The organism is Microtetraspora malaysiensis, from assembly GCF_001528665.1.
Taxonomy (GTDB): Bacteria; Actinomycetota; Actinomycetes; order Streptosporangiales; family Streptosporangiaceae; genus Microtetraspora_A; species Microtetraspora_A malaysiensis.
In genome coordinates, this window is the sequence record NZ_BBYJ01000010.1 from 32,933 (window position 1) to 49,578 (window position 16,646).

The following is a 16,646-nucleotide window of genomic DNA, read 5'->3' on the forward strand; positions in this document are numbered from 1 at the left end:
TGGACCTCATTTCACGACAAATACCCCAGAAACTCTCAATGACCGAAGGCCATTCGAGGGCCCGCACAGACCCGCCCGCGCTCCACCGCACCGGGCGCGGGCGGGCGGCTTCAGCGGGTGTCGGAGCCGTCGGAGGCGAGCGCCGCGCGCCCCGCCTCCAGCCGGGCCACCGCGACCCGGAACGGCGAGCACGACACGTAGTCGAGGCCGATCTCGTGGCAGAAGTGCACCGACGCCGGGTCGCCTCCGTGCTCGCCGCAGATGCCGATCTTGAGGTCCGGACGGGTGCGCCGGCCCTCCTCCACCGCGATCCGCATCAGGCGGCCGACGCCGTCCCGGTCGATCGACTCGAACGGAGAGACGCCGAAGATGCCGAGGTCCAGGTACTTGCCGAAGAACGCGCTCTCCACGTCGTCCCGCGAGAAGGCCCAGGTCATCTGGGTGAGGTCGTTGGTGCCGAACGAGAAGAACTCGGCCGCCTCGGCGATCTGACCGGCGGTCAGCGCCGCCCGCGGCACCTCGATCATCGTGCCGACCATCGCGTCCACGCCCTTGTCGGCGAGGATGCGCAGCGCCTCCTCGCGTACGCTCTCCAGCTCCTGCACCGCGCCCACCAGCGGGATCATGATCTCGGCCCGGGGGTCGGCGCTCTCCTTGGCAGCGTCGGCGATCGCGCGTACCTGCATCGCGAACAGGCCGGGGATGACCAGGCCGAGCCGCACGCCGCGCAGGCCGAGCATCGGGTTCTGCTCGTGCAGCCGCTTGACCGCGTCGAGCAGCCTGCGGTCCTTCTCGTCGGCCGCGTCTCCGGCGAGCGCGACCTTGACGGCCAGCTCGGTGTAGTCGGGCAGGAACTCGTGCAGCGGCGGGTCGATGAGCCGGATGGTGACCGGCAGGCCGTCCATCGCCGCGAAGATGCCGGCGAAGTCGGCCTTCTGCAGCGGTTCGAGCGCGTCCAGCGCCGCCTGCCGCTCCTCGCCGGTGGAGGCCAGGATCAGGTCCTCGACCAGCTTGCGCCGGTCGCCGAGGAACATGTGCTCCGTACGGCACAGCCCGATGCCCTGGGCGCCGAACGCGCGGGCGCGGGCGGCGTCCTCCGGCGTGTCGGCGTTGGCCCGTACGGCGAGGCGCCGTACGGCGTCGGCGTGCCGCATGATCCGGTCCACCGCGACGACCAGCTCGTCCTCGGCCGGGCCGCCGTCGAAGTACTCCATCACCGGTGAGGCCACCACGGGCACCTCGCCCAGGTAGACGGCGCCGGTGCCGCCGTCGATCGAGATCACGTCGCCCTCGCTGACGACGACGCCACCGGGAGCGGTGCAGCGGCCGGCGCGCGTGTCCACGACCAGTTCCTCGGCGCCGCACACGCAGGTCTTGCCCATGCCGCGGGCGACCACGGCCGCGTGTGAGGTCTTGCCGCCGCGCGAGGTGAGCACGCCCTGGGCGGCGATCATCCCGGCCAGGTCGTCCGGGTTGGTCTCCCGCCGGACGAGGATGACCGGCTCGCCCCGGCCCGCCAGCTCGACGGCCTTGGCCGAGGTGAAGACGGCCTTGCCCACGGCGGCGCCGGGCGAGGCGTTCATGCCCGTGGTGAGCCGGGTGTTGTCGGCGGTGGCGGAGAAGCGCGGGAACATGAGCTGCGCGAGCTGGTGGCCGGAGACGCGGCTGACCGCCTCGTCCATGTCGATCAGGCCCTCGTCCACGAGCTGCGCGGCGATGCAGAAGGCCGCGCCCGCCGTACGCTTGCCGACCCGGGTCTGCAGCATCCAGAGCTTGCCGCGCTCGATGGTGAACTCGATGTCGCACAGGTCGCGGTAGTGGTTCTCCAGCGTGCTCATGATGTCGAGCAGCTGACGGTAGGAGGCGGGGTCGATCCGTTCCAGCTCCTGCAGCGGCACGGTGTTGCGGATGCCGGCCACCACGTCCTCGCCCTGCGCGTTCTGCAGGTAGTCGCCGTACACGCCCTGGTGGCCGGAACCGGGGTCGCGGGTGAAGGCGACGCCGGTGCCCGAGTCCATCCCGATGTTGCCGAAGACCATCGCGACGACGTTGACGGCCGTGCCGAGCTCGGCCGGGATGCGCTCCTGCCGCCGGTAGAGGACGGCCCGCGGCGCGTTCCACGAGTCGAAGACGGCCCTGATCGCCAGCTCCATCTGCTCGCGCGGGTCCGAGGGGAACTCCCGCCCCTTCTGCTCCCGGACGATCCCCTTGTACGTCTCGACGAGGCGCTGGAGGTCGCCCGCGTCGAGGTCGGTGTCCTGGCGGGAGCCCTTCAGCTCGTCGAGCGCGGCCTCGAACAGCTCGCCCTCGATGTCGAGGACGGTCTTGCCGAACATCTGGATCAGCCGGCGGTAGGAGTCCCACGCGAAGCGCTCGTTGCCGGACTGCTTGGCCAGCCCGAGCACCGAGGCGTCGTTGAGGCCGATGTTGAGGACGGTCTCCATCATGCCGGGCATGGAGAACTTGGCGCCCGACCGGACGCTGACGAGCAGCGGGTCGGCGGCGTCGCCGAGGCGCTTGCCCATCCTCGTCTCCAGCGCCTCGAGGTGGACGGCGATCTCGGCGGCGAGACCGTCGGGGACGTCGCCCTCCGCGAGGTAGTGCCGGCAGGCGTCGGTGGTGATCGTGAATCCCGGGGGGACCGGGAGACCGAGATTGGTCATTTCCGCAAGATTGGCACCCTTTCCACCGAGAAGATCCTTGAGATCCTTGTTGCCCTCGGTGAAGTCATAAACAAACTTGCGCACGCGAGCTCCTTCGGCCACTTCAATTACACGGGTCCGTCCGCATTCGCACTGTACCGAGCAACAACCCGACGAAACATCACCACTCACGAGATATCGTGTTTACCCAGCTAGACGGGCACACGGAGGTCTAATCCACTCCACCCTAGATTAAAAATGAGCATTTTTCTCGGATCGCCAAAGAGTGGTGTAAACCAATTCCATCCGACATTGGAGATCATTCATCTCGCGTTAATTGGTGTAGACCATTACACCTTCCAGTGGCGTACGGCTTTCGGAGACGGGACACGGCGGCCGGGTAACGGGAACACCGGAGCCACGGGGCCTAGGATTGATCCACCCCTCCAAAGATGATCTGTAGCGGAGGGTGTTTGCATGTCACGAAAGTTCCGGCATATCGCTATCTCGGGGGTCGTAGCACTCGCCGTGATGAGCTGTGGGGCCGGCCGGACCGAGATCTCCCCCACGCGGGTGGACGGCGTCTCCACCATCGACCCGTCCCCGCAGTCCCTCAAGTGGGGGGCGTGCGAGGGAGTGCCCTCCTCCGCGGGCTTCCAGTGCGCCACGCTGAAAGTGCCGCTCGACTACGCGAAGCCGTCCGGCGAGGCGATCGGCATCGCCCTCGTCCGCCGCCCCGCCACCGACAAGAAGAACCGGATCGGCTCGCTCGTCTTCAACTTCGGCGGGCCCGGCGGCTCCGGCGTGTCCACCCTGCTCGACGCCGCGGGCGCCTTCTCCACGCTCAACAAGCGCTACGACCTGGTCAGCTTCGACCCCCGCGGGGTGGACCGCAGCAGCGGGATCAGGTGCCTGAACAGCGCCGAGCTGGAGCGGTACCTCGCCCGCGAGCCGAGCTCCGACACCGTCGAGGAGACCCACCTGCTCACCCAGTTCGCCAAGGCCTGCGAGCAGAACGCCGGGCACGTCCTGCCGTACGTCGGCACCCTCAACGCGGCGCGGGACATGGAGGTCATGCGCGCCGCGCTCGGCGACGAGCGCCTGAACTACCTCGGCTTCTCCTACGGCACCCACCTGGGCGCCCTCTACGCGACGCAGTTCCCCAAGCACACGGGCCGCATGGTGCTCGACTCCGCGCTCGACCCGTCCGTGGGGATGCTGGATACGGCCCGCACCCAGATCAAGGGCTTCCAGAAGGCGTACGAGAACTACCTCACCGCCTGCGTGAAGCAGCCGCACGGGTGCCCGCTCGGCAAGACCACCGCGGCGGCGAACGCGGCCGTGCTCAAGCTCATCGACGGCCTGCAGGCGCGCCCCGCCAAGTCGGGCGACCGCGAGGTCACCGCCACCGTGGCCAGGACCGCCGTCGCCCAGGCGCTCTACAGCCAGATGGCCTGGCCGCTGCTCACCGAGGCCCTGGAGCAGGGGATGAGGGGCAACATGGCCGGGCTGCTGGCCCTCGCCGACCAGTACGGCGGGCGCCAACCCGACGGGACGTACTCGACCCTGCAGATGTCACTGCCCGCCATCCTGTGCGCGGACACCACCGAGCGGCCGAACGTCGAGGACGCGGAGAAGGTGGCGCGCGAGCTCAAGGACCAGTCGCCCATCTTCGCCATCACCGCGGCCAGCTCGGCCATCTGCAGCGTGTGGCCCGTCCCGGGTGAGGACACCAACCGGCACATCGACGCGTCCGGAGCCAATCCGATCGTGGTCGTCGGCGTGACCCACGACCCCGCCACGCCGTACGAGTGGGCGCCGAGGCTGACCCAGCAGCTGCGCAGCGCCGTCCTGGTGACGCTGAAGGGCGAGGGACACGGCGCCTACGGGCAGAACAACCCGTGCGTGGACAACGCCGTCAACTCCTACCTGCTGCAGGGGAAGGTCCCGCCCAAGGGCCTGATCTGCGGCTGACCTGATCCTGACCTGAACCGCCGCCGATACGACCGAAGCCGCCCCCGGGGACAGCCCCCGGGGGCGGCTTCCGCATGAGACCCGGGACGCGGTGTCCGGGAACCCTCGACCAGCCCGCCGATCCCGCGGCCCAGGTGCGGCGGTCCGCACACGGAAAAGCACCCGCCGGACGGGCCGGCGGGTGCTCTTCCCTGCTCCGATGTCGCCCCGCGCCCGCTCTTCACGGGCGGCGGGGCGGGCACTCAGTCGTTGAGGTGCGTCCGGAGGTAGGACTCGACCTGGTCGATGGAGACCCGCTGCTGCGCCATGGAGTCGCGCTCGCGGATGGTCACCGCGTTGTCCTCCAGGGTGTCGAAGTCCACCGTGATCGCGAACGGCGTGCCGATCTCGTCCTGGCGGCGGTAGCGGCGGCCGATGGCACCCGCGTCGTCGAAGTCGACGTTCCAGCGGCGGCGGAGCTGGGCGGCGAGGTCACGCGCCTTCGGCGACAGGTCGGCGTTGCGCGAGAGCGGCAGCACCGCGACCTTGACCGGCGCCAGCCGGTGGTCGAGGCGCATGACGGTCCGCTCCTCCATGACGCCCTTGGAGTTGGGCGCCTCGTCCACCGTGTACGCGTCGAGCAGGAAGGTCAGCGTCGCCCGGTCCACACCGGCCGCCGGCTCGATCACGTACGGCACGAAGCGCTCGCCGGAATCCTGCTCGAAGAACGACAGGTCGGTGCCGGACGCCTTGCCGTGCGCGGTGAGGTCGAAGTCGGTGCGGTTGGCGATGCCCTCCAGCTCGCCCCACTCAGAGCCGGTGAAGTTGAAGCGGTACTCGATGTCCACCGTGCGCTTGGAGTAGTGGGACAACTTCTCCTTCGGGTGCTCGTAGAGCCGGATGTTGTCCTTGTTGATGCCGAGGTCGACGTACCAGCGCAGGCGCTCGTCGATCCAGTACTGGTGCCACTCCTCGTCGGTGCCCGGCTTGACGAAGAACTCCATCTCCATCTGCTCGAACTCGCGGGTGCGGAAGATGAAGTTGCCCGGCGTGATCTCGTTGCGGAACGACTTGCCGATCTGGCCGATGCCGAACGGGATCTTCCTGCGTGCCGACTGCTGCACGTTGAGGTAGTTGATGAAGATGCCCTGCGCGGTCTCCGGGCGGAGATAGGCCAGGCCGGACTCGTCCTCCACCGGGCCGAGGTACGTCTTCAGCAGGCCGCTGAACTGCCGGGGCTCGGTGAACGCGCCCTTGTTGCCGCAGTTGGGGCAGGTGATGTCCGCGAGGCCGCCCGCGGGCGCCTTGCCGTGCTTCTCCTCGTACGCCTCGACGAGGTGGTCGGCGCGGTAGCGCTTGTGGCAGGACTGGCACTCGGTCAGCGGGTCGCTGAAGGTCTCCACGTGGCCGCTGGCCTGCCACACCTCAGGCGCGAGGATGACGCAGGAGTCGAGGCCGACGACGTCGTCGCGGCCCTGCACCACGGCCTTCCACCACTCGCGCTTGACGTTGTTCTTCAGCTCGACACCGAGCGGCCCGTAGTCCCACGACGCGCGCAGGCCTCCGTAGATCTCGCTCGACGGGTAGACGAGCCCGCGGCGCTTGGAGAGGCTGACGATCGTTTCCATGACGTCGGTGCGACGTGCCATTGGTGAGAACTCCATCCGGCTGGGTGTCGGGTTGGGATCGTGCGCGCATGTGCGGGGCCGCGCCGACGGGCCTGTCGTCGCCCGGGCGGAAATCGCGCCCGCTACCTGCTCGATCTCCTCCAAGCTTAGGGGAACCTCGGCCCGGCTCGCTCATAGCTCGCTCAGGTCTGATCGAGCACCGCCGACGGGGCGGCCGGGGACGCGTCCACCGGTTCGAACGCGCTCGGCTCGTTGATCATCAGGGTCATCAGCGGATACATCGCCATCCGGGCGGCGCCCAGCGCCCGGCGGTAGAAGCCGGCGCCCTCCCACTCGCTGACCAGAGCCCACAGATCGGGCTCGTCGACGGACCTGCCGAGCTGGCCGCGCAGATATCCGGGCTGGGCGGCGAACAGGTCGAGGATGTCGCGGGCCTGCGCGACGAACTCGTCCGCTTGCGCGGCGGGCACGGCGTAACGGATCAGGGCGAGCATGGGCCCAGCATCCCACGCGGTCGGCGGTGAGCGGGTGCGCCGGGGCGGCGCGCGTGACTAGGCTCGGCACGTGGCAGGTGACACAGGGCAGGACAAGGGGCCGGGCGCGCCGAAGGTTCCGGCGCATCCCCTGGCCAGGAAGCCGGCCGGCGATCCGGCGCGCGTCGGGGGACGCGGTCCGGGACGGCCGGGGGGCAAGGGGGCCGGGCGTCCGCTCCCGCCGGGCGAACAGTTCTTCACGCCGGGCGCGACCGGCCTGCGGCGGGCGGTGGAGACCAGGAGCGCGACGGCGCTGGTGTTCCTCTTCCAGCTCCCGCGCTGGGTGGTCCCGGTCGTCATGGTCGTCCTGATGCTGACCGGCGTCGTGGTGGCCGACTGGCGCGGCGGACTGGCGGTGCTGCCGGTGCTGGCGTTCGTGCTGTGGCTCGCGTACATGTCGTGGCCGTCGCTGCGCCCGGGCGCGCGCCTGCTGCGGGTGGCGCTGGTCACCTTCCTCGCCCTGCTCACAGCCACCCGTTTCGGCCTGTTCTGACAGCGGCCGCCCTGGTTCAGGGCGCTCGGAGGTGCCCTGAACCGGTTCGACGCACACTGTCGGTTTTGACAATGGTTTTCATTTTGCCGGATACTTGTGGCGTGATGTCCCGTATGCGCTCTCTCGTCCTCACCGGCGCCCTGCTGAGCGCCACCACCGCCACCGCCGCGGCCTGCGGCTCCGGAGGCGCCGCCACCGGCGACGGCAAGCCCGCGGTGATGGCCGCCTTCTATCCGCTCCAGTGGATCTCGCAGCAGGTGGGCGGGCCGGACGTGTCCGTCGCCGGCCTCACCAAGCCCGGCACCGAGCCGCACGACCTGGAGCTGACCGCGCGCCAGGTCGCCGACATCCAGGACTCCTCGCTCGTCGTCTACATCAAGGGCGTCCAGCCGGCGGTGGACGAGGCGGTCGAGGGGCACGCGTCCGCCAAGGCGTTCGACGCCGCCTCCGCCGTGGCCACCCTGCCCGCGACGGCCGGGGAGGAAGGGCACGACGAGCACGGGGAGCACGGGCGCTCCGGCGTCTCCTACGACCCGCACATCTGGCTCGACCCGAGCCGGCTCGCCACCGTCGCCGGCAAGCTCGGCGAGCGGCTGGCCGAGGCCGACCCCGCCCACGCCGCGGCGTACCGGCAGCGCGCCGCCACCACGGCCGCCGAGCTGAACAAGCTGGACGAGGCGTACCGGACCGGCCTGACCGGGTGCGGCAAGAAGGCGATCGTGACCAGCCACAGCGCCTTCGGCTATCTGGCCGCGCGGTACGGCCTGGAGCAGATCGCGGTCAGCGGCCTCGACCCGGACGCCGAGCCCTCCCCCACACGCCTCGCGCAGGTGGCCGACGTCGCCAAGCGAGAGAATGTGACTACCATTTTCACCGAGGAACTCGTCAGCCCCAAGGTGGCCGAGATCCTGGCCAAGGAGGTCGGCGCCAAGACCGCCGTGCTCAACCCCATCGAGAGCGAGCCCGATGGCGGTGACTACCTCTCCGCGGCCAAGCAGAACCTGGAAGCCCTGAGGAAGGCCCTGGAATGCCCCACGACGGAAGGGTGAGCGTGCGGTGAGTGCCGCGTTCACGATGACCGGCGGCGAGGTCGCCCTCGACGGCCGGCCCATTCTGCGGGGCGTCGACCTGACGGTGCGGGACGGGGAGTTCCTCGTCGTCCTCGGCGCCAACGGCTCCGGCAAGTCCACGCTCATCCGCACCCTGCTCGGGCTCGTCCCGCTGTCCGGCGGCTCCGTCCAGCTGTACGGCACGCCGCCCGGCAAGTTCCGCGACTGGGGGCGGATCGGCTACGTGCCGCAACGCCTGTCCGTCGGCGGCGGAGTGCCGGCCACGGTCCGCGAGGTGGTCTCGTCGGGTCGCATCGCCCGGCGCCGCCGCTTCCGCCGGACCGCCGCGGAGGACCGGCGCGCCGTCGCCGACGCCCTCGACGCCGTGGGGCTCGCCGACCGGGCCGGATATCCCGTACAGGCCCTGTCCGGAGGCCAGCAGCAGCGGGTGCTCATCGCCCGCGCGCTGGCCGGCGAGCCGGACGCGTTCGTGATGGACGAGCCGACCGCCGGCGTGGACGCCGACAGCCAGCGCCTGCTCGCGGACACCCTCGCCGGGCTGCGGGAACGCGGCAAGACGGTGGTCCTGGTCGCGCACGAGCTGGGCCCGCTCGAACCGCTGATCACCCGCGCCATCGTGCTGCGCGAGGGCCGCATCGCCTACGACGGCGCGCCTCCGGCCGCGGCGGAGGCGGGGGTCGACACGGCCGGGCACATCCACGCGCACGCCCACGCGCACACCGGCGTGCTGAACGGCTGGCCGGACGTCATCGGATCACGGGCGGCGGCCGCCGAGGCCGGCGCGACGGGAGAGGCATGAGCGGCATCCTGCAGTACGACTTCATGGTCCTCGGGCTGGTCGCGGCCGTCTTCGTCGGCCTCGCCGCCCCCGTCGTCGGCACGTTCATCGTCCAGCGCCGCCTGGCGCTGCTCGGCGACGGCATCGGGCACGTGGCGCTGACCGGTGTCGCGCTCGGCTTCCTGACCGGCACCGCGCCCCTGGTGACCGCCATCATCGTGGCCGTGCTGGGCGCCGTCGCCATCGAGATGGTGCGGGCCCGGGGCCGGACCAGCGGCGACGTGGCCCTCGCCCTGCTGTTCTACGGCGGCATCGCCGGCGGCGTGCTGCTCATCTACCTGTCGCCGGGGCAGAGCAACTCCACGCTGACGTCCTACCTGTTCGGCTCGATCTCCACGGTGGCCGAGCGGGACGTGTGGGTGATCGGCGGCCTGGCGGTGGCCGTGCTCGGCGTCGTCGCCCTCTTCGGACGCGAGCTGTTCGTGCTCTGCCAGGACGAGGAGGTGGCCCGGGCGAGCGGCCTTCCGGTGCGCTTCCTCAGCCTGCTGCTCGCGGTGACCGCCGCCCTCACGGTCGTCATCGCCATGCGCGTGGTGGGCCTGCTCCTGGTGAGCGCCCTGATGGTCGTCCCCGTCGCGACCAGCCAGCAGATCATGCGCAGCTTCCGCGGCACCATGGTCCTCGCCACGGCGCTCGGCGTGGTCGCCACGGTCGGCGGCCTCACCACCGCGTTCTACATCGACGTCCCCCCGGGCTCGGCGATCGTACTGATCGCGCTCGCCGGGTTTGTGCTCTCCCTGCTGATAGGTAGATTCGTACGGCGAAGCCGTACCTGGGAGTCGACACCATGAGTAAGAGCAGTGACGCCGTTCACGCGATCCTGCGGCAGAGCGAGGGGTTCCGAAGCGCCCAGGACATCTTCACCAAGATGCGGGCGGATGGCGCCAAGATCGGACTGACCACCGTCTACCGGGCGCTCCAGTCGCTCTCCGACGACGGCCGGGTGGACATGCTGCGCACCGACGACGGCGAGTCGGTCTACCGCGCCTGCGAGAGCGACGTCCACCACCATCATCTGGTGTGCCGCCGCTGCGGCCACACCGTCGAGGTCGCCGGGCCCGACGTCGAGCGCTGGGCCGAGGCCGTCGGAGCCGATTACGGGTTCACCGAGGTCACCCACACGGTCGAGGTCTTCGGCACCTGCCCCGACTGCGCGTCCGCCGCCGGGAGCCGCTGACCGGTTTATGACGATCCACCGCTCGGCCGCCCGCCGGCCCCCTCCGCGGGGTACGCTGCCCCCGCCGACATAGGGAGATGCCGTGCCGTTCAGCCATGACATGGTGTACTCGCTGGCCACCGCGGTCGATCTGCTCAACACCTCGCCCGCGGCGGGCGGCGACGAGGGCCTGACCAGCGTCGAGGACCTCCGCACGTTCGTGGGCCGCCGCGTGATCAGCGACGTGGAGAACCTGGACGACCGCGACCTCGTCGAGGTGCGCGAGCTGCGTGACGAGTTCTACGAGGTCTTCACCGCGCCGGATCGGGAGACCGCGGTTTCCCTGCTGAACACGCTGCTCGGCCGGACGCGCATCACGCCGAGCCTGGCCGAGCACGACGGCTTCTCCCTGCACATCCACTACTTCGCCCCGGGGGCGTCGCTGGCCGAGCACCTGGCCGCCGACTGCGGGGTCGCGCTCGCCCACGTATTGGTCGAGGACGAGCGTGACCGGCTGCGCACCTGCGCGGCGCCCGATTGCGCCCACGTTTTCGTGGACGAGTCGCGCAACCGCTCCCGGGTGTACTGCGACAGCCGTACCTGCGGGAACCGGATGCACGTGGCCGCCTACCGGGCCCGCCGCCGCGCCTAAAGGGCGACGTCAGCTCTGCCGTAGGGCGGGCATCGGGATGGGGATGGCGTACGCGGTGGCGCCGCCGCCCACTCCTCCTTCGCAGGAGTTCGGAGGCGTGGTGGTCACGCCCTTGGTGGAGGGCTGTTCGGCGGCCCAGAACATGTATCCGAGCATGCCGGGGGTGAGGCCGGCTCCCTTCGGTGCGGCCGTCTGGACGAACGATCCTGTGGACTTCTGCAGCGAGGCGGTGAAATCCGCGCATTCGGCGCGGACCTTGTTTCCTTCGGCGATGTAGAACGCGCCGGTGAACTTCGCCGGAGCCAGCGGCGGGATCGGCGGAGAGTAGGTGGGCTTTCCGTCGATGTGCTCCTGCCAGTTGGCGATGGCTTCGGAGCTGCTGGGCTGGCGGGCGGGCACCATCGCGTTGGCGTAGTCCAGGACCGGGGTGTCGGTGCGCAGCCAGTCCGCGGTGGCCTTCCTGCCGATGTCGATGAGCCACCGGTCACCTGCGGCGAGGTCGATGGTGAGCCGGGCGGCCGGGTTCGCGCCGCTCGGATCGTACGGCAGGACGGAGCGGTAGGCGTCGATGAAGGCCTGCAGCCCGACCAGGTCGGGCTTACTGTTCTCCTCATAGTCGATCTCGATGCCGACGCCGAGTCGCCGGGCGACCTCGGCCGCATTGCGCCCGAACTGCGCCGCGTTCTCCGCCAGGGCGGAGTTCCACGCAGTGGTGTACGTGATGCCGCCGATGGAGAGCATCACGCGAATGCCACGGCTGGTGAAGTAGTTCACGATGTCAGCGGTCATGCCGCGCGGCACGCCGTCGAGCGTCTGCGCATCGGTGGTCTTGTGCAACAGCTTGACCGGGTGGACGAAGCTGAGCACCACGACGTTGACCGACGGGCGGCCGTCGCCACGGTCGATCAGCCAGTGGTTCTTGGCGTCGAAGTCCACTGTGCTGCGGACGTTGCCCCAGATGCAGGCGTCCTCACCGCAGTGCCAGGCACCGTAGACCTGCAGCGGGGTCGCCGCGGCCTGGGCGGGGGCGGGAAGGAGGAGGGGGAGGAGAAGTAGGGAGACGAGTGCAGCCAGGCGGCGCATGCTGATACCTCCGTACGCGAGAAATCAGTGCCCCTGCTGGCAATCTTTGCCCCGTCGCGTCGCCAGGACGGCAGCTCACCGCGTTATCGCACCCCGCGAAAACTCCTCACAAGCTCGTCACAAGCTCGGACTTTCCGCGGGCCAGGGAATGTCGGCCGTAGGCTCCGCTACGGCGTCCTCCGCTTTGCGATGCACCACCCCGGACACCGCTCCTTCCGAGCCAGACCCTGCCGATCACGGCACTGGAAAGAACGTTAACCAATCCTGCGTGGTGCTGTCCCTCGCCTGGAGGACACATCCGCTTCCTTCTCTCGGCTCGGTGCCACGCTCTCCATCGGCGTGATCGCGACCAGGCTGGTGCCTAAGGAGTGACCGAGTTGGGGATGGCTCCGCCGTACCTGCGGTCGCGCTTGGCATAGATCTCGCAGGCCTGCCACAGGTCCCGGCGGTCGAAGTCGGGCCAGAGCTGGTTGAGGAAGACCATCTCGGCGTACGCGGCCTGCCAGATGAGGAAGTTGGACGTGCGCTGCTCGCCGGAGGAGCGCACGAACAGGTCCACGTCCGGGATCTCGGGCTCGTCGAGATAGCGGGCGAAGACCTTCTCCGACACCTTGCCCGGTTTGACCCGCCCGGACGCGATGTCCTGGGCGAGCTTGACCGCCGCGTCCACGATCTCGGCGCGGCCGCCGTAGTTGACGCAGAACTGCAGCGTCATCTTCGTGTTGTCCCTGGTCATCTCCTCGGCGTCACACAGCTCGGAGATGACGCTCTTCCACAGCCGTCCGGGACGGCCGGCCCAGCGGACCCGCACCCCCATCGCGTGGAGCTGGTCGCGGCGGCGGCGGATCACGTCCCGGTTGAAGCCCATGAGGAAGCGCACCTCGTCGGGCGAGCGCTTCCAGTTCTCGGTCGAGAACGCGTACGCCGACAGGTGGGGGATGCCGAGCTCGATCGCGCCCTCGATGACGTCGAAGAGCGACGCCTCGCCCATCTTGTGGCCCTCGGTCCTCGGCAGGCCGCGCGCCTTGGCCCAGCGGCCGTTGCCGTCCATGACGATCGCGACGTGACGCGGCACGAGGTCGCGCGGGATCGCGGGCGGCGTCGCGCCCGAGGGATGCGGAGACGGAGGACGAACCATGGCCACGAGCGTATTGGGTGTGACAGGGTCCTCAGGCGCGGAAAATGTGAGAGTTCGGTGTGGATTTCGGGTCGAATCCACGCGCCGCCCCGGGCGGTGACACCGCTCCGGGCTCCCCCGCCGACGGCCACCACTCACGGCCGGGCTCCCGCGCCTGCTCGCGCTCGACATGGCGCAGCGAACGGATCCCGTGCTCCAGGTGCCACTGCAGGTAGGCGGCCACGAGGCCGCTGCACTCGGTGCGGTGCCGCGGCTCGGACGCGTCGGCCATGGGCCAGTCGCCGCGCAGCAGCGCGATCATCAGGGTGATCGTCTCCGCTGCGGGCACCGTCGCGGCCGGCGGCCGGCAGCTTCCGCACACGACGCCGCCCGCCGCGATCGCGAAGGCGCGTACGGCCTCGGCGCCGCATCGGGCGCACTCCGACAGGGCGGGCGCGTACCCGGCCACGGCGAGGGAGCGCAGGAAGTAGGCGTCGAGCACCAGCCGGGCCTCGTGCTCGCGCTCGGCGAGGGTGCGCAGCCCTCCGACGAGCAACAGGAACTGGCGCAGGGCGGGTTCCTTCTCGCCCAGGGTCAGCCGGTCGGCGGTCTCCAGCATGGCGGTCCCGGCGGTGTAGCGGGGATAGTCCGCGACCAGCGCCTCGCCGTACGGGCGGATGGTCTCGACCTGGGTGATCACGTCGAGGGAGCGGCCCTCATGGAGCTGGAGGTCGACGTGGCTGAACGGCTCCAGCCGCGCGCCGAAGCGCGAGGTGGTCCGGCGCACCCCCTTGGCCACGCCGCGCACCTTTCCGGCGCGCTTGGTGAGGACCGTGATGATGCGGTCGGCCTCGCCCAGCTTCTGGGTGCGCAGCACGACGCCCTCATCCCGGTACAGACTCACCAGGCCATCGTATGACCTCCCGCTGACTCCCCCCTGAGATCACAAACGGTGAAATTTCAGTAATGATGCGGACTCGACGCTAACTGGACATCGCCATCAACGTGGACATTTCGGAACGTTCCCGGGAGGCTGGATGCACCGACTTGACCGAAAGGTCACTAAGCTTTGCCCCCTGGCGGACTTCCCCGCGCCTCTTCTAAAAGGCCCTGCCCCCGTGTTCGAAAGGGTGCCATGACCCTCGTGGTCCTGCTGGGCTCATCGCCCGGCCCGATCGGTTCTCTGCCGCCGGGATCCGGCGGCCGCCCCGTCCCGCCGACGGACCTGAAGCTGACATCACTCCCCGGCGCCCCCACGGCGTACGGCAGGCTGCTGGGGCAGATGGCCTCGCTCGGCCCGCAGCCGGTCACGATCGCCCGCCCGGCCGACGCGTACGCGTACCGCGAGCAGGGCGGACGGGTCGTCGAGAGCGCCGGCGTCGCCGAAGACCTGTGGGCCCTCGCCGACCTGGTCGAGCACACGACCGACAACGTGCTGATCATGCCGGCCAACTCGCTCGTCCACGACGAGCTGATCTACCAGATCACCAAGGCGAAGCGCGCCGCGCTCGCGCTGATCCTCCGCGAGGAGCGGGACGAGAACGCGCCCGAGCCGCCCCCGATCGAGGAGGCCGAGCCCGAGATCGGGCGCAACGCCCTGGAGGGCCTGCCGCAGCGCACCCGCGCCGGCCGCGGCCGCGTCATCTCGGTCGGCACGTCGTACCACGCCGTCACCCGGCCGAACGCGGCGCTGCTCGGGCCGATCCACCTCCACCAGCGGCACGCCGCGGTGCTCGCCGACGTCGCCCGCGAGCTGGCCGGCATGGCGCACCTGTTCGGCCCCGAGGACGACGTCACCGAGCTGCTCGTTCTCGGCCTGGTCCGGCGCGGCGTCTCGGTCGGTGTCCGCGGCCGCCGCGACCTGTTCTACCGCCGCCTCCACACGCTGGAGGACACGACCGAGGCCGAGCGGGACTTCGCCGGCTTCGACGAGGACCGGGCCCGCCTCGACAACGCGGTGAAGGGCGCCGACGGCTTCTTCACCACGTTCTTCGTCAGCACGTACTCCCGGTTCATCGCGCGCTGGGCGGCCCGCCGCGGGCTCACGCCGAACCAGATCACCCTCGTCTCGATCTTCTTCGGTCTGCTGTCGGCCGCGGCGTTCGCCACCGGCACGCGGCCGGGGTGGATCGCCGGCGGGGTGCTCATCTACCTCGCCTTCGTCTTCGACTGCGTGGACGGGCAGGTGGCGCGGTACGCCAGGAAGTTCGGCGTGCTCGGCGCCTGGCTGGACGCCACGTTCGACCGGTTCAAGGAGTACGCGGTCTTCGTCGGCCTGGCGATCGGCGCCACCGTCTCCGGCCAGTTCGGCGACGGCGAGGGCGTGTGGACACTCGCCCTCGCCGCGATCGCGCTCCAGTCGGTCAAGCACCTCCTGGACTTCTCGTTCGGCGCGGCCAACCGCCGCAAGGCGCCCGTCCCGCTGCCGACGCTCGACCTGCACGTCGCCGACGACAGCCCGCTGCGGGTCGCCCTGGAGGAGCGGCGGGTCAGCCGCAGCACCGGCGTGCGTGGCCTGCTGAAGCTCTGGACCAGGGCCGGGAAGTTCCGTCCCGTGCACTGGGCCCGCAAGATGATCGTCTTCCCCATCGGCGAGCGCTTCGCCGCGATCGCGATCACCGCGGCCTTCTTCGACCCCCGCGTCACCTTCATCACGCTGCTGATCTGGGGCGGCGTCGCGGCCACCTACACCCTCACCGGACGCATCCTGAGGTCTCTCGCATGATCACCCAGCCACAGGTCACCCCCACGCCCGACCCGGACGAGGAGCGGCGCCGCATCCAGACGGAGCGGCTGCTCGCCTACCGCGACGACGGCCCCCTGGTCGCCGCGCTCAAGGGCCGTCTCGGCCGTGGCCTGCCGCCCGTGCCCACGGTGCTCGTCGCACTGATCGCGATCATCGCGCTGGCCGTCACCGGCTCGCTCAAGGACGGCCCGATCCTGCTCGTCCCGGCGCTGGTGCTGGTCCTGCTGGTGGTGCCCAGCGCGCCGCGCGACCACCTCGGCCGGCTCGACTGGCTGACGCCGCCGCTGCTGCGCGGCACCGAGTTCCTCACGATCATCCTGCTCGGCCTCGCCGCGGGCACGCCCAAGTGGCTGCTGTTCGTGCTGCTCTACGTCGTCGGCTACCACACGTACGACACGGTCTACCGGACGCGGCAGAGCATCTGGCCGCCCGCCTGGATCTTCCTGGCCGGGCTCGGCTGGGAGGTGCGCCTGCTCATCCTGGGCGTGGGCGCGGCCCTCGGGCAGCTCACCCTGGTCACGGCGATCCTCACCGTCTACCTGCTCCTGCTGTTCTCCATCGAGAGCGTGGTGAGCTGGGTCCGCCTGGACAAGGCGTCGGCGCAGGCCAACGCCGACCACGAGCAGGACCTGGAGCAGTCTCCCGAGGACGCCGCCGAGCAGGTCACCGGAGACGCGGAGCACGTCTGACCGTCGCCGCCTCGATGTCCGGCCCCGTGCGATCGCCGATCGCGCG

At 70.3% G+C, this 16,646-nt stretch carries 15 protein-coding genes; 9 read left to right on the forward strand and 6 right to left on the reverse strand.

From position 1 onward, the window contains the following. Positions 1 to 110 precede the first annotated feature (110 nt). On the reverse strand, positions 111 to 2,747 hold the full coding sequence (gene ppdK / locus AWQ71_RS13785; RefSeq protein ID WP_067132476.1) for a pyruvate, phosphate dikinase: 2,637 nt from the start codon (positions 2,745 to 2,747) through the stop codon (positions 111 to 113). 372 nt (positions 2,748 to 3,119) lie between these two features. Here ppdK and AWQ71_RS13790 point away from each other — a divergent pair, with 372 nt between their 5' ends. Next, the gene (locus AWQ71_RS13790; RefSeq protein WP_067132479.1) at positions 3,120 to 4,616 is read left to right on the forward strand and encodes an alpha/beta hydrolase; all 1,497 of its coding nucleotides are present in this window, start codon (positions 3,120 to 3,122) and stop codon (positions 4,614 to 4,616) included. 242 nt (positions 4,617 to 4,858) lie between these two features. Here the strand turns inward: AWQ71_RS13790 and AWQ71_RS13795 are convergent, their stop codons facing one another. After that, positions 4,859 to 6,244: a glycine--tRNA ligase gene (locus AWQ71_RS13795; protein WP_174550704.1), complete on the reverse strand. Its 1,386-nt coding sequence runs from the start codon at positions 6,242 to 6,244 to the stop codon at positions 4,859 to 4,861. Between the two features lie 161 nt (positions 6,245 to 6,405). Beyond that, on the reverse strand, positions 6,406 to 6,717 hold the full coding sequence (locus tag AWQ71_RS13800; protein ID WP_067132482.1) for an antibiotic biosynthesis monooxygenase family protein: 312 nt from the start codon (positions 6,715 to 6,717) through the stop codon (positions 6,406 to 6,408). A gap of 70 nt (positions 6,718 to 6,787) precedes the next feature. Between AWQ71_RS13800 and AWQ71_RS13805 the strand changes: the two genes are divergently transcribed. The 6 genes from AWQ71_RS13805 to AWQ71_RS13830 all read left to right on the forward strand — a co-directional run bounded on the left by AWQ71_RS13805 (position 6,788) and on the right by AWQ71_RS13830 (position 10,965). After that, positions 6,788 to 7,249, forward strand: a complete 462-nt coding sequence (locus AWQ71_RS13805; RefSeq protein WP_084258865.1) for a DUF6703 family protein — start codon at positions 6,788 to 6,790, stop codon at positions 7,247 to 7,249. A 113-nt stretch (positions 7,250 to 7,362) separates the two neighbouring features. Next, complete coding sequence (locus tag AWQ71_RS13810; RefSeq protein ID WP_157570340.1) at positions 7,363 to 8,298, forward strand: metal ABC transporter solute-binding protein, Zn/Mn family; 936 nt, start codon at positions 7,363 to 7,365, stop codon at positions 8,296 to 8,298. 25 nt (positions 8,299 to 8,323) lie between these two features. Then, on the forward strand, positions 8,324 to 9,118 hold the full coding sequence (locus AWQ71_RS13815) for a metal ABC transporter ATP-binding protein (RefSeq protein ID WP_067133108.1): 795 nt from the start codon (positions 8,324 to 8,326) through the stop codon (positions 9,116 to 9,118). After that, positions 9,115 to 9,948, forward strand: coding sequence for a metal ABC transporter permease (locus AWQ71_RS13820; protein WP_067132486.1), 834 nt, complete (start codon positions 9,115 to 9,117; stop codon positions 9,946 to 9,948). The genes AWQ71_RS13815 and AWQ71_RS13820 overlap by 4 nt, the downstream gene beginning before the upstream one ends. Then, positions 9,945 to 10,334, forward strand: coding sequence for a Fur family transcriptional regulator (locus AWQ71_RS13825; protein WP_067132489.1), 390 nt, complete (start codon positions 9,945 to 9,947; stop codon positions 10,332 to 10,334). The genes AWQ71_RS13820 and AWQ71_RS13825 overlap by 4 nt, the downstream gene beginning before the upstream one ends. An 82-nt stretch (positions 10,335 to 10,416) precedes the next feature. Beyond that, a complete protein-coding gene (locus AWQ71_RS13830; RefSeq protein ID WP_218001778.1) occupies positions 10,417 to 10,965 on the forward strand; it encodes a CGNR zinc finger domain-containing protein in 549 nt (182 codons plus the stop codon). 9 nt (positions 10,966 to 10,974) lie between these two features. On the opposite strand, the gene AWQ71_RS13835 is transcribed toward AWQ71_RS13830, so the two are convergent. From AWQ71_RS13835 to recO, 3 genes are all read right to left on the reverse strand, one after another. After that, a complete protein-coding gene (locus AWQ71_RS13835; RefSeq protein WP_067132492.1) occupies positions 10,975 to 12,048 on the reverse strand; it encodes a glycoside hydrolase family 18 protein in 1,074 nt (357 codons plus the stop codon). Between the two features lie 361 nt (positions 12,049 to 12,409). Then, a complete protein-coding gene (locus AWQ71_RS13840) occupies positions 12,410 to 13,186 on the reverse strand; it encodes an isoprenyl transferase (RefSeq protein WP_067132495.1) in 777 nt (258 codons plus the stop codon). Between the two features lie 31 nt (positions 13,187 to 13,217). Further along, positions 13,218 to 14,069, reverse strand: a complete 852-nt coding sequence (gene recO / locus AWQ71_RS13845; protein WP_084258866.1) for a DNA repair protein RecO — start codon at positions 14,067 to 14,069, stop codon at positions 13,218 to 13,220. 231 nt (positions 14,070 to 14,300) lie between these two features. Here recO and AWQ71_RS44370 point away from each other — a divergent pair, with 231 nt between their 5' ends. Next, the gene (locus AWQ71_RS44370; RefSeq protein WP_067132499.1) at positions 14,301 to 15,890 is read left to right on the forward strand and encodes a CDP-alcohol phosphatidyltransferase family protein; all 1,590 of its coding nucleotides are present in this window, start codon (positions 14,301 to 14,303) and stop codon (positions 15,888 to 15,890) included. Continuing rightward, complete coding sequence (locus tag AWQ71_RS44375) at positions 15,887 to 16,600, forward strand: DUF5941 domain-containing protein (protein WP_067132503.1); 714 nt, start codon at positions 15,887 to 15,889, stop codon at positions 16,598 to 16,600. Before AWQ71_RS44370 ends, AWQ71_RS44375 begins: the two co-directional genes overlap by 4 nt. Positions 16,601 to 16,646 lie beyond the last annotated feature (46 nt).